This is a genomic window from Bacteroides sp. D2 (genome assembly GCF_025147085.1).
Lineage (GTDB): Bacteria > Bacteroidota > Bacteroidia > Bacteroidales > Bacteroidaceae > Bacteroides.
In genome coordinates this window covers 5,465,388-5,486,912 of record NZ_CP102261.1, presented here as the reverse complement: position 1 = coordinate 5,486,912, position 21,525 = coordinate 5,465,388, and the positions used below count along the sequence as shown (strand labels likewise).

The following is a 21,525-nucleotide window of genomic DNA, read 5'->3' as shown; positions in this document are numbered from 1 at the left end:
TTAGATTTTGGAAGCAATATGCTTTCTGTACAAATCAAGATTTGTCTGTCCAAGCACATTGTTAATATGATTCAGACGCTGACGTTGAGTGATTGAAACATCTTGAAAGTCATTATCTTCCTTCATATAGATGTTGCCCTGACCAGTTACAGGAAGGTATTCATCCCAATAGACAGGAACACGGTGTGAGCGTCCATCGCCACCCCATTTGCTGATGTAGGTTAATCTTTGAACAGAGCGATAACCATAAGCATGTACGGTAATGGTAGAGCTATCATCTCTACCTTGAGTTTGTTCTGTTTTGAGGATGCAATCAGTCACACAACTTGGATGCTTGAAATGATCTTGTCCCCAAAAGTTAGCCAAGGCCTCATGTTCCCAAAATGAACTGTGACGTTGCATGTCACGGCCATATATATCGCTCAAAGGCCGTATCTGCTGGTATATGGGCACACACAGCAGAGGAGCTAAGCTGAAATAGATGGCACGAAAATATCTGGCGTTAATCGTATAGAAGTCGGCCTTGGCCTTATCATAATCGAAATGCCGATATTGATCAGGGTTCATGTCTAGATTCAACTCTTGCATGTGATTTGGAGTGATGGTGTTAATCATCTTATTCTTATCAAAGTCAAAATCATCACCATAGCCAGCTTCTCTATCCTCCAATAGCTTGAGCATACTCTCTTGAGCCAAGGGCGTAAACAGAAGGGCGAACTGCTGATTGTTGTTACGATTACTTGTATTAAAGGCTACTTCAAACTCTTCATTGGTCATCATAGCAAAATCTGCATTTGTTAGGTTTCGTGCCTTCCTACGCAGTGAATGCTTTTTCCATTTAAAAGACAGCGAATCTTCCTTTCCAGCTAATCCGCTTTGCTTCCGATAGAATATTAAATCAGGAGCAGCTGTATTGCCATAGATTAAGCGCGTCTTCTCAAAATACTCTGGATAAGGGGCGGTGACGCTTGCGGTCAGAACCTCAGAGTGACGCACAGTATGATACTTCCCATCAGCACCACGCTCACGTCTAGTCCATGTGATAGTCTTCGAACCATAGTAAGTTTTGGAACCCATTTCCATCTTCCTCGTTCTGCATATCACAAACGGATTGCCATTAATTAAGCCTGAATGAGAATATACCACAGAGCGTTCGGCATTGAAAGAGTCATCCCAATTATAGGTCATCTTTAAATCAGCCAGACGTTGCGTAGTGAAATAGGGGTCAAACTCTAAGCGAGGTACAGTTTTAGTCATCATGCGGGTGAGCACATCCCAATCATACAACCGATTGAGTGGGGCCATCTGTTCCCAAGCTTCATTTTTCAGTTGCTCAGCTTTTGAAGCCAAATCATCACGCTCAGCTTTCAGCTTCTTTAATCGAGGATGCACACTCACAAAAAGAAATATGGTGGCCACCAGTGCAGCTATCGCTATACAAACAAGAACTTGTGATTCCAGCTCTTGATGAAAGAAGAGAGCCGCAACAACACCAGCCGCTACGCCCAACCATAAGAGTACAGACAGAGCTGTCCACCAGCCAATACACGTTTTTACAGAAGACAGTACATCTTCAGTTGCATATAGCTGGCGGCAAGTCTCATGATTTGCCTCAATGTTCACATTCGCCTCTGCTGCTAATTCAGCAAACGTCTCTTCTGAAACAACCTTGAAGCGGTCACGAAACACATTGATGTACTCTGTTAGTGGGTCGTAGATGTCTTTCAACATAGCTTTCTACTTAAAAGAACTTACTTCTGGCCATCTCACGAGTCTCCACCGAAGCTGTAAATGGTATGCGCGTAGTGTAACCCTGTCGAGCTGCTACAATCATTTTGGTTGGCCAAGCGAAGATGTCAGTATTCCATTGTGTCACACGACTGTTATAAACGGTGCGTGCAGCAGTTATCTCACGCTGAAGGTAACTGTTCTGCTGCATAGCATCAGCAATCGCATTATGAGCTTTCAACTCAGGGTATGCTTCTACTTGAGGAAAGAGATGAGCACAAACAGAATTGATTTGTTGGCTCCTTTCATTACGATTCTCAGCATTGATGCTACCACCGCCACGAAGCGCTGCTACGGCTTTCATCACATCTTTGTCCAAGTCGATAGCGCGTTCTACAAGTCCTACCACGTTCTGAAGAATTTGTACACGCTGTTCCAAGAAGTTGTCGATGTTAGAAGCTTCCGCCTGAATGCGTTGCTCAAGCTGTTGGAAATAGTTGCGAGCTGAGATTTTCATGAAGATAAAAATCACCCCTGGCAAGATGCCAGCCAAACAACCAACAACACCTACCAGCAATGCATTTTCAAGTGTAGCACCCATGATGAGTACATACAACAATACCAGCACGGGAATAGTTACCCAAAGTGCGATTTCAAAAATCGTAGAACCGATGCCAATCTTCACGGGAAGTTGACGATCGATTACGTGGATGTCACGGCCATTATCATTGACCGGCCTAGTCACTTCATCTAATAAATTTGCCATATTCGTATCAAAATTTAGTTATAAAATAATTATAGGAACATTAATCTGCATATATTTCCGTCATGCGACGAAGCATCTCCTTCATCTTATCACGCAGAGAAAGAGGCTGAACGACTTCAATTCCATCACCAAAAGAACGCAGGAGAGACATCAGCTCATAGTTTTCTTGCACTTTGAGCGTTATCTTCCATCTGCCATCTTCAAGAGGTTCTGGACGAGTGCTTTGTGACTCATGTAAAGGCTTGGTTACAATATATCCTAATGCTTTATCTGTCACATGAAGAACAACATCCTCAACAGGAGAATTTGTTACTGAAACACCCACCACATCACCGAAATATTCCTCAAAGCTGAAATCATCATCCAAAGGAACAAATGTGTCAGCGAGTTCAGTGATATTGACGATACGGTCAATAGCGTAATTCGACAAGTAAGTATAACCCTCACGTCTAGCAATCAAGAACCAGCGGTTGTTGTATTGCTTCAAATAGTAAGGACTAACTTTGACGATTCTATCCTCTTTGCCAAAAGGTTGATATTCAAGTTCAATCACTCGATGATTGACAATCAGATCAAATAGAGGCTGATACCATTTCATTCCCTTTAAGTAAGGATTATGCTGGAAACTAACTACAGACTCTGTGTTTTTACCTAACTTGCTGGTTGTGTAAAGACAAGTCTCTACGTTATTCAGCCATTCAAACTGAGGCACACCGTCAAATCGCTTCAGCAGCATCAGTGCATCATGAATCATATCAATTTCCTCTTGCTTAATCGGCTGATCCTTGATAGTCTTAGAGTCATAAGCATAGCGATAGTAGGTCTTACGACCATCTTTCACTTTCTCAATCGTCACTCCAAATCCCATAGGATCTTCCATAAAATTCAGGTCATCGTAAACTTGTCTGCGACCGACACCTTCTGCTCCCTTTGTACCACGGCTGCCATTAACATCAGCCAATGCCTCATTACAAGCATCAATCAAGTCCTGCATATAAAACCGCTTCTGGCGGTTCTGTAAGCATCTGTCAAGGGCCTGATACCTTATCATTGCATTCTTATTGATGGGCATAATCTTTCTTGTTTTTAAATTATAGGACAAAATAAAGTTCCATCTGTGCAGTCTTTGTGCACAGATGAAACAAAACCATTAAATATCTTCCACACTCACATCAAACTTGATGTCTTGTGCTCGTTCCAAGGCAATGTTATCATTGGTATCTGTATTATCCAATGTGTAGAACTTATTGTGAACTTCCTTACCATGTTGCAGATTCCAGCCATTAGCGAAGCCTCCATCAGGATAGATGTGCAATCGTTTGTTTCCACATTCGAATGAAAGAACACGCCAATGAGTGAGACTCCTTTCTTTACGCGATTCAATGGGAACAAGTTCGCCGTGGACACCAACATTATGCTCCATATCAGCCAACCAACCTTCGCACAAATCACCCAGACGCATATCGCGTTCCGATGAATTTTTCAAATTGGCCATAATACTTGCCTTATAGCAATTATCCTCAAATCGCTCAACCAAGAACTCTAATTCGAATTCTTTGCCAATTTGCTTTATCAGATGGCCTATTGTTTGTAGCGTAAGCACCATGCCCATGACACTTTTCAAATGTTCATCTTGATAGCTGATGTGTATTTTTCCGCCATTGCTTTTGCAATAATCTACAAAACCATTGATGATGTTGCCTGAGTGGTTTTGAATGACTTCACCCAGTTCTTTGGTCTTAACCAACTGCGTATCATGACCGCTCAAGATGAATACCTTGGTCGAATCTTTGTAAGAGCAATCAATCGATTTGGCATGAAGCAATATATTCTCAACTCTTGCACAATAGAGCGTCTTATTACCCCACGCATCATCTAATGTCGCATTTTCAGCATTATTGGTGAAATACAGGTTTCCATCAATATAGGCAATGGGATAGACCGACTTATCTCCATACGGAGAGTCCATCATGACTACATCCTTAGCCCATCCACTCTTGATAGAACGCACCATATCCAATATAGGTTCGGGCATGGCATCATGATTCGTACGAACTACACAAACAGTGGTCATACCTTGATGGGTATTAAAGTAATGTAGATAATGCGTGCGCCAACCGTGTTCCGAGTCGTTATAGTTCCAATGAGCATAGCTGTCGTTTACGAACAAGATAGATTCACCAGAAGACGCTGCAAAGGCTCTCTCCAGATTCACGATATCCGTTTCAGTCGCATCTTTAGATACGAACGCGATTTCCTCAGGCGTCTCACCTCGTGAAACTTCCTCTTCCTCAATCCAGTCTAATGCAGCATCAATATCCACGTACTTCATGAAGCGAAGCGTGAATTTATCGAGTAGCATATCCTTTGAGTTGCGTTCCTTGGCATGAAGTAATATCTGCTTGGAGGCGGTAATAACATCCTTCATAAGGGGTACGCTTGCCATCTGATTGGCATAACCTGCACCACCTGGATTCGTATCGAACAAGCAGAGATGACCGTTGGGCATCACAGCAAAATCAATAGCGCCTCTTTCTTTACCTAAGATATCAAGTAAGGATTGAGTAAACACGATACCCAGTGTGAAGAGTAAATTATCTTCAGAACGACTATTCATCCAACGCTTGGCACCTTTATGTCGAATGCGAATCTCTGCGTAGTCTGTTTGAACCAAATCTCCGATAATTACATTACGACGGATGCAATCCTTATTATTTGACCCACTGCAGGCTGAATGCAATTCCTTACCGGTTATCGCATGATGATAACGGGGACGACCTTCTGTTTTTGGCTTCAGGGTATTCATATCATCAGGTAGTTTGTCTAATACACTTGGCCCATCGGCAACACCTGTCTCCAGCGTCATGCGGCCACAGCGACTACAGAAGCAGTAACCATAGCCTAATCCTTCGTTGTAGTAAAGAATTTTGGCGTTACCGGTTTCTCTGTTGCTTCTAACAGAGAAGAGGTGTGGCTCAGTCACGTTATTGTCCCAATCAGTAGTATCTAACAGTTGTGCACTTACGCGAGTGAAACTATTGGTCTCCATGATACGCGTTTTTCCGTCGTTCATGTCCGGCACAAAGCCTACAGGTTGTACCAATTCTACCGATTCTTTGTCATTCACATCCCAACGAATCTTACCATCAAGAGAAGGATCATCAATCACACATTTATCAGAATTACGGAATATCTGTTTAAAGGCTCGTACTCCTTGATACATATTAGTGAACTGAATGCCACGCACTACATAGGCTACTCCATCCACCACAATGTTATTACCGGGTGCATATTGCGCAATGGCATCGCGCAGACCATACGATGGGTTGGAAGAAGTGGCAGGTGTAGAGAAATCAATCTGTCCACTGTCACTCAAATCCAAGGTAAGCACATTTACAGGCATATTCGCATTGGGTGTGAAGCGGCTGGTTGCCCAGTAATTGAGCAATCGTTCATTCAGCACCTCCATGTATTGCATCTTCAACAGGTTGCGGAACTTGGGGTACTTCTTTGCGTTGGAGTTATTGAAAGCAATGCAGTAATCTTCCAGTCGGTTATTCAACTCAGCATAACAGCGTTCATTGTTCTCTCTGGCTTTGCTGATTACGAAGTCGGGATGTCCTTCAAAGAGAGTACCTTTCAAAAGCTGGTTCAGTTCGTCACGTACAGTTTCGTCCAAAGCCTGGCTACACATCAAGTTGAATCTGGCATACATGGTACCAGTCTCGTCACCCAACTTGGCGGTTGGTTCCTGTGTGCTATTGGTTGCGGGATCCACCACTACCGTCTTCTTATCCTCACGAATGAAGATGAAGTTCGTGTAGTAGTTCAATACCTTTTGAGTCAGTTTACCACCCTCATCACCATCTTTGAACACGCCAAAGGCTCTTACCAGGTATGAATTGACATGACGCTGTACCACCTGCGGACTCATCAGGTCCACCATGGGTACTTGTACCGGTCGATTGATGATATTCTCCAACGGATTGAACAAAGTACGCAAACCGATGGCATCACTTCCACAGAGCGTAATGCAGACACTGCAAACCTTATTATTACGTCCGCTTCGACCCGCACGCTGTTTATAATTAGATGGTTGTGGTGGCACACTACTCAGCATGACAACCTCCAAGTTACCCAAGTCCACACCCATTTCCATAGTTGTAGAACAAGCCAAGATGTTAATGGCATGATCCTTGAATTCCGACTGCAAGGAACGAGATACTTCCTTATCTACTTGTGCCGTATGCTCAGCTTGAATGAAGAGATTAGGTACTTGGTGAATTTCAGTCAGGCGATTACCAAATACACCTTCTTTACCCCAAATGTGATGGTTCCACAAGAGTGAGCGATGCGTTTCTGCCCAAGCTTCTACCTTTTCAATAGTTACCTCTTCGGATGTTCCTTCATAATATGGATACACCTCCCAAACTTCATGTAAGTCGTTAGACAATTCTACAACCTCGTTTCCAATCAGATAAGGAGCAAATCCCTTGAAATAATTCTCGATGGGGCGGAGACATACCGTATGACGTGTAGATGAATCTGAGTTTGTATCGCACAGATAAACATCCTCATAGAGCTTGAAGCAGAGGTTAGCCAAATTGAAACGAGTGGCTTCGTTGCTATCACGTTCAAACTGTTGGTTGGAGCTATTCCAGTGAACAGATTCCTCCAATAGATGATTCTTAGGAGCATTTACATCCTCCCACAAAGCATCTACCACGGCTGCCAATTGGTTGAAATATTGACGATACACGTCACCCGTCTTCAATTCAGGTTTCTCGCGTTTTATCAAGCCACACAGATAGCGAACGATACGTGAATGAGAAGGCTTGCCGACTTCTACCACAGGTTTCTTGATAGGACGACGGCGAGGTTTTTCTGTCGCAAATCGTTCACAAGCAAAGATGTCTATCGGATTGGTATTAGAAAGCTTCAAAAACAAAGACTGGTTAGAACGCACCGTATAATCCATAAAGATTTGCAATAAGTGATGCCAATCTTCTTGAGAAATACGGTTGGATTCTATGTCCAGCACTTGATTGAATGCTTCAACTGCTTCTGGTAATGCGATGTCCTGCAACTGTGGGTAATGGGTATGGAATAATCCCATAGTTTCAGGAGCTGCAGCCGATGCAGGTCGGGTAGATAGATACATCACCATCAGAGAGTGAACATACTTCTCCAACACTCCCTTAGGGATATTGCCATCCTGACCCAGCTCATCACTATCACCAGAACGCTTCACAAACTGCCTACAGAACACCGTGCAATATTTACTCTTCATAAGTAAATCAGCAATTTCCTGCCAAGTGAAATATTTTTTCATTTGGGCTTTCAGAGCTTGTATTTTTTTGCTTGCTTCAGCCAATTGATCAGTATCACCTTTCAAGGCCAAAGCAACTAATTCAGCAGATACTTTATCGATTTCTTGCTGTACCGTTCCACTCTCTGCCTTTTGCTTTGACAGTGCATGGAAGATTGTACTATAGACCCACAGCCGTTCTTGTTCCAAATTTTGTTTCAAAGTTGCTTTGGCCGCCAACTGTCGGCTATCCGCAAAGCTGATAAACTGCTGACCATCATGCAGCATTATCTTGGCAGGGTCCTTTGATGAACCTTTTTCCAACTGATTCAAAACAGAAGGAGCCATCTGGCGAGAGATAAAGTCGGCTGAAGTTCGAAACTTCTGGAGATAAGCACTCTCCATCTCTTCAGTCGCATCGGCTGTTACTTCCTCTTCATTATTTTTCTTATGAGCCAGCTTACTATTACAATATGGGCAACTACACTGAGTATTCACTACCAAATGCCAAGCGCCACTTCCTGCACTGGCGGGCACTAACTTCTTGCCCTCCACCATCATAGAGGTATTGTTGTCACCAGTAGCAATATCATCTTTGGCCAGACCGATAATGCCATATTTCTGTACTGCATCCTCTTCATCCTCTTCGAGGTCGAACATATCGCTATCATCCCGTTCAAGCGGTTGATAGGTACCATTCTCTTCTCCGGGTGAGGTATTGATTTTGGCAATAGCCACATATTCGCCACAGTGTTTGCAGCGACTCAGCTCCAGCAGAGGTTGCTCCTCATTGGCATCTTCGCTTGTATTCTTGGTGTAGATTTTGAAAGCACCATCCTCGTGTTCAGTCAGTCGGACGAATAGGCCATTATTGGGTACACGATAGAAATAGTGGACTTTGGCCTTCATCAAGGGTAGTCCATTGCTGCCCATAGGAACTTTGGCGCACATTTCATCCAACAGGGCTAACTTCTCTTCGATGGTCTGATCCGACTGAGGATAGAGTTCATTCAGACTTACGTAATCGCGCTGGAATATTTTACGCCAACGGTCTTCGTCTTCACCTTGTGGAATCTCATTTTCGCCTACACGATTGCCGCCAATGGCCTTTACTTGTTGTTGCGACACCCCTGTGATGCCGGCAATAAACTCACGCAACTGCTGTTCTTCCTTCTTTGGATCAGAACCATTGCCAAAGGTGGCTGATGAGGTGGCAAAACGAATATCTTCCGCCTTGACTCCAAAGGCCAACAATACACGGCGCAGGAGCATGGCCAGTTCGGCTGCACCGGCTCCGGTATAGGTATGCGTTTCGTCAATGGCAATCCAGCGCAAACTCTTCAATTCAGGATTAGTGAGCTTGGCATCTGTACCACGAAGCAAGATATATTCCAACATCGTAGGATTGGTGAGCAGAATGTTGGGAGGATTCTTACGTACAGCATCACGGGTATAGACCATGTGCTCGAACTTATAGGTCTTCGTCTTCTCGTCCCAACCTCTGATTTGGCGAATGCGCTTGCGCAGATTGTCTGCGGCCTTGGAGTGATCGGTACTTTTGGGCTCATACTCAGGTAAGTCACCATTATAGACCGTATAGGTAAGATTGGTTCCTGCGAGCAGCTTCTCCAAACGTTCCTTCTGGTCCTCCATCAGGGCATTGAGCGGATAGAGGAAGAGCGCTTGAATTTGACTGGAAGAAATTTCCAATCGATTCTTTTGTTCGTCAATCAAGTCTTTTACGAGAGGCATCATAAAGCACTCTGTCTTACCCGAACCGGTACCTGTAGTCACACAGATGGACATGGGATGGCCGTTAGCATCCTTCTCCTCAAGGAGTGCATGCCAACATTGATATTGGTGTTCAAAAGGCGAATAATACACACCCTTAGGCAAGCTCTTCTCCCATAAGTCACCCACCAAACTTTCTGCCGTTTTGGCTGGCACAGAATGAACGGATTCGTAGGAGTTCATGCATTGCACCAGAGGCACGGCATCATCTGGTGCAAAAATGTCCTTGATGACGTCTCGAAGCCTTTCCGCATATTTGCGTTGGCTATCATTGCCGGATTCACCGCACCACATCGAACGAAGCGCCCGTTCTACAGCTTCGCGATTGTCCTTATATAATTTTGCAAACTTCATACTTATGATGTTATATGTTATTATCTACTTGAATATACTCACAGGGGATGGCATCCCATCGGAATTCTTCCGCAAACCGTGCGATGCAATCTTTATCATTTTGAGTTAGCTCCCCATTCCTGAAACAGAGCAAAGGTCGTAATACCTTTTCGTTCCATTCATGGAGTTGCCTCTTTTTATCCGCATAACCTATATCTCTGAGTGGCGAGAAGATCTCGAAATAGAGATTGTATTGGGCAGCGATTAAGAAGCAATTCAATTCAATATTCTCAATCTTCTTTTTCTTAGCCCAAGGATCAGGTTTGCCAATCTTAGGAAAGATATTCGTCAGACTTTCAGTAGGAGCCCTCAAGTCTTGAAACAAGATTTCTCCCTTTCCGATGCAATGTACTTCGTTATAATTGACTGCCTTTGGTGGTTCATTCTTATAGAGGTTACACAGGTAGAACTGTAGGTCCTGCTTGTCAAAACTTTGTGCGTCCGTTTCTTGTTTGGTACCCACGCAGACAGATAGCCAATCGGGAGCTTTCTCGTCAAGCTCTTGAGCTGACCAAAGCTTTCCATCACGCCAACAGCCTAATGCCGAATTGTTATTGTCGCCCATCAACGGATAGATAGACGATAGATAGCTGCAATCATAATGATAATACCCATGCATACCGAAATCTGCAATAGCAAGGCGATGCTTGAGGATGTAAGGAATCGTAAGTCCATCTTCCTTATTGGCATAGGTAAGTACCTGGCCATCTATGTAAACCTCTTTCACATCAGTAGGTCGATATACGTTCAGTGTCACGTCACCAATTTCCAGCTCCACAGTGGGGGCAAGGGGTTGCTTATCCAGAGAGATGGTATCCTGATAAGTAGATAATTGTCCTTCCTCATTAAGGTAGCAGATGGTTTGATGCTGCAAGTCACGGACGATAGGGCCCTGTAAGTGAGCCATTCGTTCGGTACAATACTTGCCTTTTATTTGTACTCGAATCGTAATCAGACCCATGGGCGGCTCATCATCCTCCGTCCAAAGCACATATCTTCCATTTTCACCCTTGAACTCTACTTCATCAGCAACCTCATCCGTCATGGGTTCTTCGTCGCTTTCTTTTGTGTCGAAGTGGCAGATGCGTACATCATGCTTGCCAAAGATGAGGGGAAAGAGTTCTTCTATGTCACCCTCTTCTTCGTCATGAACCATGACACGCACCAGACCGCCATCTTGATAACAGATCGTATCTTTATAGAGGTGCGCAAAGATTTGGTCGTAACCCATGTGATTGTACAGCACATGCTCTTGGCCTCTTGAATCAGTCAGGATAATCGAACTCTGTATATAGTTCCAACTCCAAACATCACTCATTGCTGTTCCTTTACCATGAAAAGCTTTACAATCATCTGCCTCTTGATTGGCCAAGCAGCGGGCACTATAGATGACAGCTGTTTGATGCTGGGCACTCTTCATGCTCGACCAATCATCTTTCCATGCATCTATGCGCCAAAGTTGCAACCACTCAAAGACCTCTTCACGTTGAATAAAGCATTCTTGATGGTTATCATCGAAGGCAATGATTTCAAGATGAGTAAACTCTTCGGTTGGGATGCTATTGCTGACGGCATATTTATCTATGCCCCAGCTCAAGAAGCCATAGCCATTGTTGGTATTACAATAACTGATGAGTGGTTTCTTGCGGTCAATATCCTGTACGACTTTCGTTTTATCGTACCAGCGGAGTCCGAAGTGGAGCCATTTGATCTGTTCAGGATGAACCAACCCCCAACTCTGCAGTCGCTCGTAACGAAGATACTGATACAGTACGCCTCCCGTTTCTTCGGGCTTTAACCATACACGCAACTTACGTTGCATAGTGGTAGCAGCAGGGTCATAATGTACCAACCACTCGATGCGAAACTTTGATCGAAGCACTTCATCGTTTGCACACCGAATAGCGGTCAGCAGTCGAGTCATATCAGCATCTGAATCCTCATAATTACCTCTGAGTATATCATTGAGGAAGACGTGCAGGCTATGTCCCTGGCGGATAGATTGCTGAAAAGCAATGGCTCTACCAGCATCATTCAATTCCTCTAAGTTGCACTCTTCTCCATAATAGATGCGGCACAACATCTTAAGGAATCGATTATGGTCGCCACGCGCCAATTCATGCTGAATAGCCAAACCTCCCAGTACATAGATAGAGTATTTCCACAAACTTATACCATTGTCAGTTTTATAGACATACTTATCCCTGGAAATACCGGATAGTTCCCATAATTGTTTCAGTTCACCGCTTCCAATCTTAGCAACAAAAGATGTCTCTTGTTTGTTGCCACAATACACACGCTTGTACCATTCAGCCAAATAGACAATCATCACAAGGGAGAGATCTTCCGTCATCATTCCGCGCAAACTTCCGCTATGATGAGTCACCACTTCGTAGATACAGCTGTCAAGCTGTGCAAACTCTTCATGAGTGAGGTGCAAACGCCAGACATAAGGCTCGTTGACATCAAATGAGGCCAATCGCTTTTGTCTAAACTCCAATAGAGCTTCTATGTTATCTATCTTTCCCATAGGCTATTTTTGTTTAGATTATTGCTGGTGAAGAATGGCCTTCAATTCCTCCGGAGTGAGCACTCTACCATTCTTTCCTCGATGAATCATGCTGTGGCAGTTACTACATAAGGGAATAAGACCCGTTTTGGGGTCCAATACATGCTCACCATCGGTTTCTGCAATAGGGTTGATGTGATGAACCTCGATGTAGTTCTTACCGAGTTTGCCATATACAGCTTCGAAGTTCATTCCGCACACTTGACAAGTATAGCCATAGTGCTTCAAGCACAGCTGACGAAGCGCTTGGTTTCGTTCGTGCTTAGTCAGACTAACCTGATGGAGTTTTCCTTCTGTGAGTGCGGCTTCTTCTACAGGCAGCAAAGGGTCTTGACATGCTTTTGCTTCGCCTGCCATAAGCTTCACCTTTTCTTTTCCCTTGAAGATAGCCGATTGCAGAAATGCTGCATAGTATTTCAATGCCATAGAATATCGGCCTTCACATGCTTCGTTCTCAGCTTTAGCCTCAGGTTTGGTATTTACTTTGTTGCGTAAGTCTTGATACAAAGCAGCATCCGTCTTTGCATAAAGTTTCCCAAAGTGAGGAATGAAATAGGTTCGTATATAGTCCACCAGTTGGGTCTCTGCAAAATGTACCAGCGCTTCCCGTTCTTCTACGGAAAACGTACGCACATTCTTCTCCAGATAGAGTAGAAACTTCTGATGGATAGATTCATATTGTGTCATAAGCACGAGTCAAATTTATTTCCAAGCATCATAGTCATCGCCGTAGCTAAAACCACCGTATGCTTTGCCATATTCGTATTTATTTACAACGTGTCCGCCTTCTTCCTCTGCACCTCGGATATTCTCAAAGATGTCCTGGAAAGGTTCGCAACTAATGTTATCGTCAGCCACACTGATAGAGAGTCCATAAGCTGTCGATAAAATGGGACATAGACCTAATGCTTTGATGGTACTTAGTTCTTGAATAGACTTAGTGCGCCATTCCTTTTCCGAAATATGGATGACGTCTTTGAAGCCCCCATAACCTCGACGTAGAATGGTAAATGTACTACCACCACCTGTATAGATGATGGGACGTGATTTCAAAGCATCCATCAGTCTTTCCATACGCAGATTGCATTGTTTCTTAAACTCCCTTTGAAGTTTACCAATCAATGCCACGCACACTTGGTTGATGTTGTTGGAGAAATCGCTTCGTTTGTTTTTGAGAATTTCACTGACATCCTGAACATTTGAATCCAATCTATCCGGATCCATTTCATCAGGGCTTGTCAGAAAGTTCAATCCCATGTTGATGGAGTTGAAATCATAGACTACGGGACGATATTGTTTCGTCTTTGGATCTTTCTTAATGGTGAAGAAAGAGATGTCTGTAGTACCACCACCTATATCCACCATCAACGACATGCCATTGGCAATCTTGGAGGAGGAGATAAGCGGCATCAAGCAGGCGTAAGCCTCAGGAAATACCAGCATACCATAATTATCCTTCAATTCTTTGGAATAGATAGCCACTTCGGTCTTTTCCTTCAGTTGATTCAATGTGCAAGCCAAGAAAGCTTCTTTATCGTTTTCAAAGACATCTTCCACCAACGTATAAGCGCTGGCCAATATGACAGCGGCCAACTGCTTCTGATGGGTCAGTCGAGCGCCATCAGTGGGAACCCCCATTTGAATCGCAAAGTCTTGTCCATACATTTCTTCCAGATCGAAAAGGATGAAAGCGATATACCAGATGGAATAGTAGATGGCTTCATTTTGCGTTTGTCCATTGTTGATGCTCGTAAAGGTAGCTTGCTTGAAGTAGCGTATCAGCTTCTTTTTCTTCCCTTTAGGTACGTAACCATATTTCAAACGATTTTGTCCATCTATCATGATGATAGAGGGCAAGGTGTATTGAAGTTTGCCTTCGGTATCGGCAAATTTGAAGAAGGAGTAACTGAGTTCCACTCCGTTCTTTTCTTCTACACACACCTTGGTCTGGTGTGTTCCGAAATCTAATCCAACTGTTATCATGGTCTTCACTTTTTTCTTAGATGATGGTTATTAAATTCAAAGATAGCAATTTATCTTCGATGGATAATTGTGGGTCTTCATTGATCAACGAAAGGCGTTCATCACGCTCACGTTGCAACTGGGCTATATTGGCTTTGGCCAGACGGATAGCACCTTGACGATTGCGATGCTCCTTCTCGTCCAAGCCAAATTCCAACAGACCTTCCCAAGTACGAATGTTAGACTCGTGGTTGGCAATACGAGAGGTGTAGTATTCCTTCGTCTGTTGTTCATTGCGCTTGCGGTCACTTTCCACTTGGCGATTGGCCTCGTCAATTCTGCGCTTCTTTTCTCCACTGATATAATCAGCAAAGTCGTAACGCATATCTTCGATTACTTCTGCCTGAGCATCATCATTGCTGGCATTGCGTTCGTTACCTTCTACTTGTGAACGACGATAGATGCGGTCAACAACCGCTTCATTGCTTTCCACTTCGCCAGTCTGTAAGTTAAAGAGTACCGGCTGTAGTTCAGCCGTGGTTTTCTTTACGTTTTGTACCATGCGGGAGGTGGTCAGTTGATAGAGTCCCATAAAGTATTTATCACCTTCATGCAGAAGTTCATCGGCTTGAAGGGCATAACTGAATGAGGTGCGTGTCTCATCATCGTTCTCGATGAAGTAGTTCAAACAGGCTTGAATCATGGGGTGGTAGATGTTCAGGTAGTTGAGCGTACCGTCTTCATAAGCCTTTTCCTGGTTGAAGGTCAAGAGAAACTTCTGTTGTTCATCAATGCGACGTTTGAACTGATTGACACTGATATTCGATTCATCGGTGTTTTCGCAATATTGCGTCAAGAAGTTCTTTAAGATGGTAGGCTGACTAATGGGTACAGCAAACTCCATCACACCCTTTTCAACTTCCTCCATATTGCAAGTGGTAAGACGCTGACGTATGGCAGAGGTGATAAAATTGTGCAACTCTTCATCGGTCACATAGGCATTGTTATAGAGAATGCGGTTAATCTCATCGCGGAAATAGGCGTCATTGGTCAACGTGTTGCTGAGGCCTTCTTGCAGATGCTGCAAGTTCTCCTTCTCATTTTCGATGGCACGAGCTACTTCTGCAATTTTCTGTTCCTTTTCTTCGCGGGTCAACTCCTTGGTAAAGAACTCCTTTTCCATTTTGTTGTACACATCTTGAATGGTCATCGCGGTGTTACCCACTTGTGCGTCGAGGATGGCTTCCATGTCACCAATGGTGCCACGGAAGATACCGATACGTTCCAACAGACGCATATAGATTTCTTCTTGAATAGAGCCTGCTACTACCAAGTTGTAAATATTTACCACCTTGGCTTTCTGGCCGAAACGGTCGATACGACCAATACGTTGTTCCACGACCATGGGGTTCCAAGGAAGGTCGTAATTGACCATCGAGTTGCAGAACTGCATATCCAAACCTTCACTACCTACTTCTGATGAAAGTAGAATATGGGTATTTTTGTCTTTCTTGAACTGCGTAAGGATCTCTGCACGGTTTTCTACCTGACCATGAATAATCAGGGCATTGTATCCAGCCTTTTTCAGGCGAATATGCAGATACTTCAGTGTACGACGGAACAAGGCAAATACCACAAGCTTCTTGGTACCACTCTTGAATACGGCTTCTATAATCCGTTGAAGTTCTTCTACCTTGGCATCCGGACAGCTTTCGAAAGCATCAATGCCACGATCCAAATCGGTTTCCTTATTCAAATAGCCCCACACACTGCTGGCTACCTGACGTTTTCTTTGTACCAAGCCCAATGCACCACCTTGTGTCAGTACTTCTTCACCATCATAATCCGTATAGGAATTGTCCTCCGTATAGTTCTCAATGACAGCATTAAATTCTTCTTGCTCTTCAGGGTTTAATACCACTTTACGTGCATGAGGCTTACGCTCAGCTTGCGACATATCGGTAGTTACTTCACGCTTACGGGTGCGTGAAAACACGGTGTTCATCACGCTCATCGTTGAGAGCAGATATTGCAAGCGTGCTCTCACTTTGGGAGTGTCTTCACCCTCCATCAGTTCTTTAATCTCTTGAAAGATGGGGTCATCGGCATACAACTCGCTGATGTGCCTGCTGCGCGAATAAATTTCATTACCATCGGCCGAGAAGGTCAACTGTACATCTGCATCCAGCAATCCTTCCATAATCGTAGGTAAGGGTACATTGTGGTTCAGAAGAGTGATGGCTTCTACAAATGGACGGTTTTCCTTCAATCGGTTCATAAAAATCTGAGGATTGAAGTAACGACTATTGTCCAGCAAGTGCAGCAAGTTATACAAGTTCTCTTCGCTAATCATGATAGGAGTAGCGGTCAGGAAGAGGGCTGCATCGGCACAACTCATGATGATCTCCGAACCTTTGTAAGTCTGGGTCTCACGGTTACGCATTTTGTGAGCTTCGTCGCAGAGTACCAGGCTGAATCGTTGGGGATTCTCCGACAGGTAGTCTATCAGATTGGTATATCTGTGTTCACCACCTCGCTGTTCGTCTTTGGTAGCTCGCTTGCGCATACGTACCTTTTCATAGTTGACGATGGCACGTACCGTACCGGTCTTGGCTTGCAAGTCAGCAATGAGATCTTTCGCATTGTCCACTATCTTAAAGGTAAGGCCAAACTTCTCATAGAGTTCGGCTTTCCACTTTTCTTGTAGTGACTTAGGACAAACGATGAGTACATTCTTCAGTTCACGACGCGCTTTCAGTTCGAGCATGATATGGCCGGCCTCGATGGTTTTACCGAGACCCACTTCATCAGCCACCAACAGGCGGCGGTTGGGTGAATTCAAGAACTTGAGCAAGGGCTTAAACTGATAGGCACGAAACAAGGTTTTCGACGCTTTGAGCGACGAAATGGTAGAGTTGTTGGAGTTCTTAATCTTAAAGGCGGTATTACGCTTTGAATACTCTGAGTAGCTACCATAGATACCACTCTTGCAGCGTTCAAAGGGATCGCTCTCATCAAAGTCTGCCTTCAGGTCGGCTTCGAGCACATCTTGATTGCCCGATGGAAAGTTTACCGTATAGAGCTGCCTTCCACGGCGTGCGGGCATCACTTTGATGACTACTCCGTGTGCATTGGTATCTACCAACAATACCTTATCTCCTATGTTGAATTGTGCCATATCTTTTGCTTTTGATGGTTATATTTCTCCACCAACTTGGTGGAGTCTTGTATTTACCTGTTTATCAATATCACGTATTTCTGAACCAATTTGGTTCAGTTTTTCCATATAGTCAGCATTCATATTCACATCGTGGCTATATGGAATAATGATTGCCATTTGCCTGCAGTTTTACTGCATGTGGCTTGCAGTATTGCTGCAAAAGTCTTGCAGTAGTGCTGCAAATGCTTTGCAATGTTACTGCAATAGTGGTTGCAGTATTTCTGCATAAGGCAGACTACGAATCCCAATTAGGCCGCATGATGTAATGCGTATAGGTAGGTGCAGCCAATCCGATGCTTTCGAAGACGCGGGCAATACGTTGTTGCTGGGCGGGCGAGATAAGTTGTTTCCCGTTTTGGGCATAATAGAACACTCGCTCGCTGCTGAAACAGTTGATCACTTGGTTTCGCACCTGAGGGTATAACTTCTTGGGCACCATGTCGAAGATGCCTTTCATGCCTTGGGCATAGCGTATCGGTTCATCGCTACGATAGTGGGCGCAGGGCTGTCCTGAGGCTACTTTATGACTGTAGGCCGTAGTGACACAATTCACTCGCTCATGGGGTGTAGCGAGTGCTTCGTTCATCACGGCGGCATGATGGCGCAAACAGTGGTTGCACTGGGGGCACTGCTCCGCCGTAGCGTAGCAGTGCGCGTATCCGTAGGGTATGTCTTCGTAGTTCATAAGGCTTCAATCGTTTTATTCCATAGGTTTAATCATGCTTTCAATGAATTGCTGCTCCTCGGTGGTGAGTCCATACTTCTTATAGAGCTGCTTGTCGATGTCGGCAACGGATTGCGTCCAGTCGATGTCGCTCTGGGGTGTGAAGTCTTGGAGGGGGACAAAGGCAAATTTCTCTTTAGTCATTTGTTGAGTAGATGCTAATTGAGCAATTAGGAAACGTACAAATCGAGTTTTTAAATACGACATTAAGGCAAGAGTCTCTTTCTCTGTTTTAAAAGTATCAACAACAAGATATGTCTCTGTACATATTTCATTAGGCTTCAGGTAATTCAAAGAAGAAAGGACTCGTTTTCGTCCTTCTTTGTCAGCCTGTCCAGCATGTTCAGCCGTAAGTCTTGATATTGTTACTTTCCACAAAGGTATCATATCCTTACCCTTACTAATAAGTGAAGATTTGTATGGACCTTTGCCTCCATTGAAAATTAATGTAATATCGCCAAAATCAAGGGCTGTATCGTTAGTACTTAGACCAAATGGCTTACGAGTACTTACTCGTTCACTATAGTAACCTACATTACTGTAATTCTTTACTTTGTCAATAATAGATACAGCTTCGATGTGACGAATAAAATCATCAGTAGCAGCCAAATCTCGCATAGATGATTTAGTTTCTCCCTGATGTTTGCTTACAAAATTACACTGGCCATTATAATCCTTATTCCAAAGGAAATAGCAAATACCACCAGCAATATCAACATTTTCAAAGCAGTCGCGTGAATCAGTAAAGTCCACAAGTTTGCTTAATCGCTTGTCATTCAGCATGGCAGAACGAAAGGCTTCCAAGCCTTTACCATCGGTGTACCACTTTGCAGGCATAATCATAGAAATATTCAATGGCTGCAAATCTTTGGCTACTTCTACAAAACTATTATAAACAGGTTTGGCAGATACACCAGCACCACCATCCATTATTTGATACGGCGGATTCCCCACCACAGCACTAAACTTCATATCTTCTTTACTTCTTGTGCCGCGCCAATAACCCACAGATTTGAGGTCAGCAATCAGCGACTCTTTCTCTGTAGTGGCACGTTCTATTAATTTTTCTGCTTTAATGTTCACACGTTCGTTGCCGTCCTTCTGCGTGATGGGGCGGAAACCTAAAAGGGTACGATGCGTGATGCGTTGCGCCATGGGCGTATTGCAAATCACGTAGATATTGTTGGCCAAAATGTCGTCCCAAATCACCTGTTCTTCTTCCACCGAGTAGTTGTCCACATCCTCAATCAGATTGGCCGCCAAGAAATCTTGGGTACGCTGGCGATAGAGCGAGTAAGCCACATAGAGGGGATAAAGACCCGTCTTGGAGTTAATCTCAAGGATTTTCGCCTTGCTATCGCCAAATACCTCCTTCGTCACTTCGCCACGATTTACATAGCGAGGGGCTACCGTAGGAATCCAGTCGAAGAGCTTGCCGTTCTCGCCCGAAGTAACACATATCTCGTTGGGGCCATCGAAACGGTCGTTGAAGAACGTGTAGCCACCCAAACAGTCGCTCATGTGCATGTTCACCACGCGCCAAGGCGTCAATACGGTTTCCTTGTCGGGATTGTGGAAGTATGAGAAGATTTCGGCAATGCGCTGAATGCGGTCGTCGGTATGCATACGGTCGGCCTCGCGTGCCAACTGGCGATAGCGCTTACCGGCAGCTACAAACACCGTGGTATTGTAGCACTTCTTGAACTTATTGAACATCGGCTTCGTTACGCCACGAGGCATGAACTCGGCCCATGATGCATCATCTACGATACGGGTGAAGTTGTTGAGGGTGATACCTTCCTCTTCATCGTCAATCTTGGCACCATACATCATTAAGGGAATGCGCAAAGAGATGCCACGCAGGATGGTGATACGGTTGTCACGCTCCTTACGCTCTTCTGCCTTGCGCTTCTTCTCGGCTTCGAGCGCCGCTTCCTCTTCCGGTGTAAGCGGTTCCTTGTTCTTCTGCTTCTTGTGCGCACGGTCGGCAGCAGCCTGCTGGTTGGGAGAGAGACCATTCTTGTTGAGGTCGAACTTCTTATCCGCTTTCTTCGGCTTCTCCATATTGGTGGTCTTGCCAATCTCTTCACCCATCAGGTTGAAGTCCTCCAGCTCGTCGGGCGCCAAGCTCATCAGCTCACGCACGTCGTAGAGGCTATTGTCGTTGAAGCCATTGCGCACCACACGGTCCACATACACATGCTCCAACTGTTCGAATAGCTGATTGGCATTGTACTTCTCCATCTTTCCGCCTTCCATGGCAATGATGGGGCAGAAGGAGATGAAGGTGTCCATGTTCTCAATATCCTTGTCGCGCGTAGTGGCGGCACGGGCATAACTCTTTTCTTTCTGGGTAAGGGTTGCAAACTTAGCCGTCTCCGCCACCATCTTGAGTGAGCGGTCGGGCGCAAAGTCGAACACATAGCACTTGGTCTTCATCTGCAGTTGGCCATCGGCATCCACATACTGATAAGGCGACTGCACACGGAAGATGGTCTGCATATAGGTCGCGGCCGAAGTATTCTCCGAGCCTTTGAGGTAGAACACCGCTGTCCAGGGGCGAACGGTGACACCAGTGGTCAATCGACCACAAGAGATGGTGATGGTATAAGTCTGATCGGGCACATCGCCAATCTTCTTCTTCACCTTATCGAGAGCATCCGAACGTGTTTCATCGTCGTCGTTGTTACCCGCCACGTTGATAATCTCGAAAGGACCATCCTCGCCAAAGATTTCATGTTCCTTGAGCAGACGCTCCAAGGCTTTCGCCTCCTTGACGCCTGGCACCACCCAGAGCGTATGGTTGAAGAAGGTGCGGTAGTCATCGTTGCTGAAGGGATAGTGACTGTGCTCATCTTCGCTACACATAAGGTCGAGGAACTGTCGCACAGCATCTTCATGCACAAACTTTCCTTTCTCTTCACGAGGTACCCCTTGACCTTGCTTGGTGCGGAAAAACTCCTTGAACTGGAAGGTGGCATCATCGCCAAAGTTCTCCTTCACCAGCTTGCCCAAGTTGTAGGTGCGAATCTCCATTTCGGGCAATTCACGGTAGGGATTGTTC

General features: G+C 44.7%; 11 protein-coding genes. All 11 read right to left on the bottom strand.

From position 1 onward, the window contains the following. The 11 genes from NQ505_RS20630 to NQ505_RS20580 all read right to left on the bottom strand — a co-directional run bounded on the left by NQ505_RS20630 (position 1) and on the right by NQ505_RS20580 (position 21,329). Positions 1–1,731: an NfeD family protein gene (locus NQ505_RS20630; RefSeq protein ID WP_008998489.1), complete on the bottom strand. Its 1,731-nt coding sequence runs from the start codon at positions 1,729–1,731 to the stop codon at positions 1–3. 10 nt (positions 1,732–1,741) lie between these two features. Further along, positions 1,742–2,494, bottom strand: coding sequence for a LemA family protein (locus NQ505_RS20625; protein WP_008998488.1), 753 nt, complete (start codon positions 2,492–2,494; stop codon positions 1,742–1,744). A gap of 40 nt (positions 2,495–2,534) precedes the next feature. Continuing rightward, positions 2,535–3,566: a helix-turn-helix transcriptional regulator gene (locus NQ505_RS20620; protein WP_008998487.1), complete on the bottom strand. Its 1,032-nt coding sequence runs from the start codon at positions 3,564–3,566 to the stop codon at positions 2,535–2,537. Between the two features lie 78 nt (positions 3,567–3,644). Further along, complete coding sequence (locus tag NQ505_RS20615) at positions 3,645–9,947, bottom strand: DEAD/DEAH box helicase (RefSeq protein WP_008998486.1); 6,303 nt, start codon at positions 9,945–9,947, stop codon at positions 3,645–3,647. Positions 9,948–9,957: 10 nt separating this feature from the next. Then, complete coding sequence (locus tag NQ505_RS20610; RefSeq protein WP_008998485.1) at positions 9,958–12,516, bottom strand: hypothetical protein; 2,559 nt, start codon at positions 12,514–12,516, stop codon at positions 9,958–9,960. 18 nt (positions 12,517–12,534) lie between these two features. Next, entirely contained in the window at positions 12,535–13,242 is a 708-nt protein-coding gene (locus tag NQ505_RS20605) for an HNH endonuclease (protein WP_008998484.1), read from the bottom strand. Between the two features lie 15 nt (positions 13,243–13,257). Beyond that, on the bottom strand, positions 13,258–14,538 hold the full coding sequence (locus NQ505_RS20600) for a hypothetical protein (RefSeq protein WP_008998483.1): 1,281 nt from the start codon (positions 14,536–14,538) through the stop codon (positions 13,258–13,260). A 16-nt stretch (positions 14,539–14,554) separates the two neighbouring features. Next, on the bottom strand, positions 14,555–17,695 hold the full coding sequence (locus tag NQ505_RS20595) for a DEAD/DEAH box helicase (RefSeq protein ID WP_008998482.1): 3,141 nt from the start codon (positions 17,693–17,695) through the stop codon (positions 14,555–14,557). An 18-nt stretch (positions 17,696–17,713) separates the two neighbouring features. After that, entirely contained in the window at positions 17,714–17,854 is a 141-nt protein-coding gene (locus NQ505_RS20590) for a hypothetical protein (RefSeq protein ID WP_008998481.1), read from the bottom strand. Positions 17,855–17,972: 118 nt separating this feature from the next. Continuing rightward, positions 17,973–18,422, bottom strand: coding sequence for a DUF6078 family protein (locus tag NQ505_RS20585; RefSeq protein ID WP_008998480.1), 450 nt, complete (start codon positions 18,420–18,422; stop codon positions 17,973–17,975). A 15-nt stretch (positions 18,423–18,437) separates the two neighbouring features. Further along, complete coding sequence (locus tag NQ505_RS20580; protein ID WP_259828389.1) at positions 18,438–21,329, bottom strand: Eco57I restriction-modification methylase domain-containing protein; 2,892 nt, start codon at positions 21,327–21,329, stop codon at positions 18,438–18,440. Between the last annotated feature and the right edge of the window lie 196 nt (positions 21,330–21,525).

Excerpts from the sequence above, each read along its gene's own strand:
- NQ505_RS20630 (WP_008998489.1), bottom strand. The coding sequence starts at position 1,731 with ATGTTGAAAGACATCTACGACCCACTAACAGAGTACATCAATGTGTTT.
- NQ505_RS20625 (WP_008998488.1), bottom strand. The coding sequence starts at position 2,494 with ATGGCAAATTTATTAGATGAAGTGACTAGGCCGGTCAATGATAATGGC.
- NQ505_RS20620 (WP_008998487.1), bottom strand. The coding sequence starts at position 3,566 with ATGCCCATCAATAAGAATGCAATGATAAGGTATCAGGCCCTTGACAGA.
- NQ505_RS20615 (WP_008998486.1), bottom strand. The coding sequence starts at position 9,947 with ATGAAGTTTGCAAAATTATATAAGGACAATCGCGAAGCTGTAGAACGG.
- NQ505_RS20610 (WP_008998485.1), bottom strand. The coding sequence starts at position 12,516 with ATGGGAAAGATAGATAACATAGAAGCTCTATTGGAGTTTAGACAAAAG.
- NQ505_RS20605 (WP_008998484.1), bottom strand. The coding sequence starts at position 13,242 with ATGACACAATATGAATCTATCCATCAGAAGTTTCTACTCTATCTGGAG.
- NQ505_RS20600 (WP_008998483.1), bottom strand. The coding sequence starts at position 14,538 with ATGATAACAGTTGGATTAGATTTCGGAACACACCAGACCAAGGTGTGT.
- NQ505_RS20595 (WP_008998482.1), bottom strand. The coding sequence starts at position 17,695 with ATGGCACAATTCAACATAGGAGATAAGGTATTGTTGGTAGATACCAAT.
- NQ505_RS20590 (WP_008998481.1), bottom strand. The coding sequence starts at position 17,854 with ATGGCAATCATTATTCCATATAGCCACGATGTGAATATGAATGCTGAC.
- NQ505_RS20585 (WP_008998480.1), bottom strand. The coding sequence starts at position 18,422 with ATGAACTACGAAGACATACCCTACGGATACGCGCACTGCTACGCTACG.
- NQ505_RS20580 (WP_259828389.1), bottom strand. The coding sequence starts at position 21,329 with ATGTGTAGCGAAGATGAGCACAGTCACTATCCCTTCAGCAACGATGAC.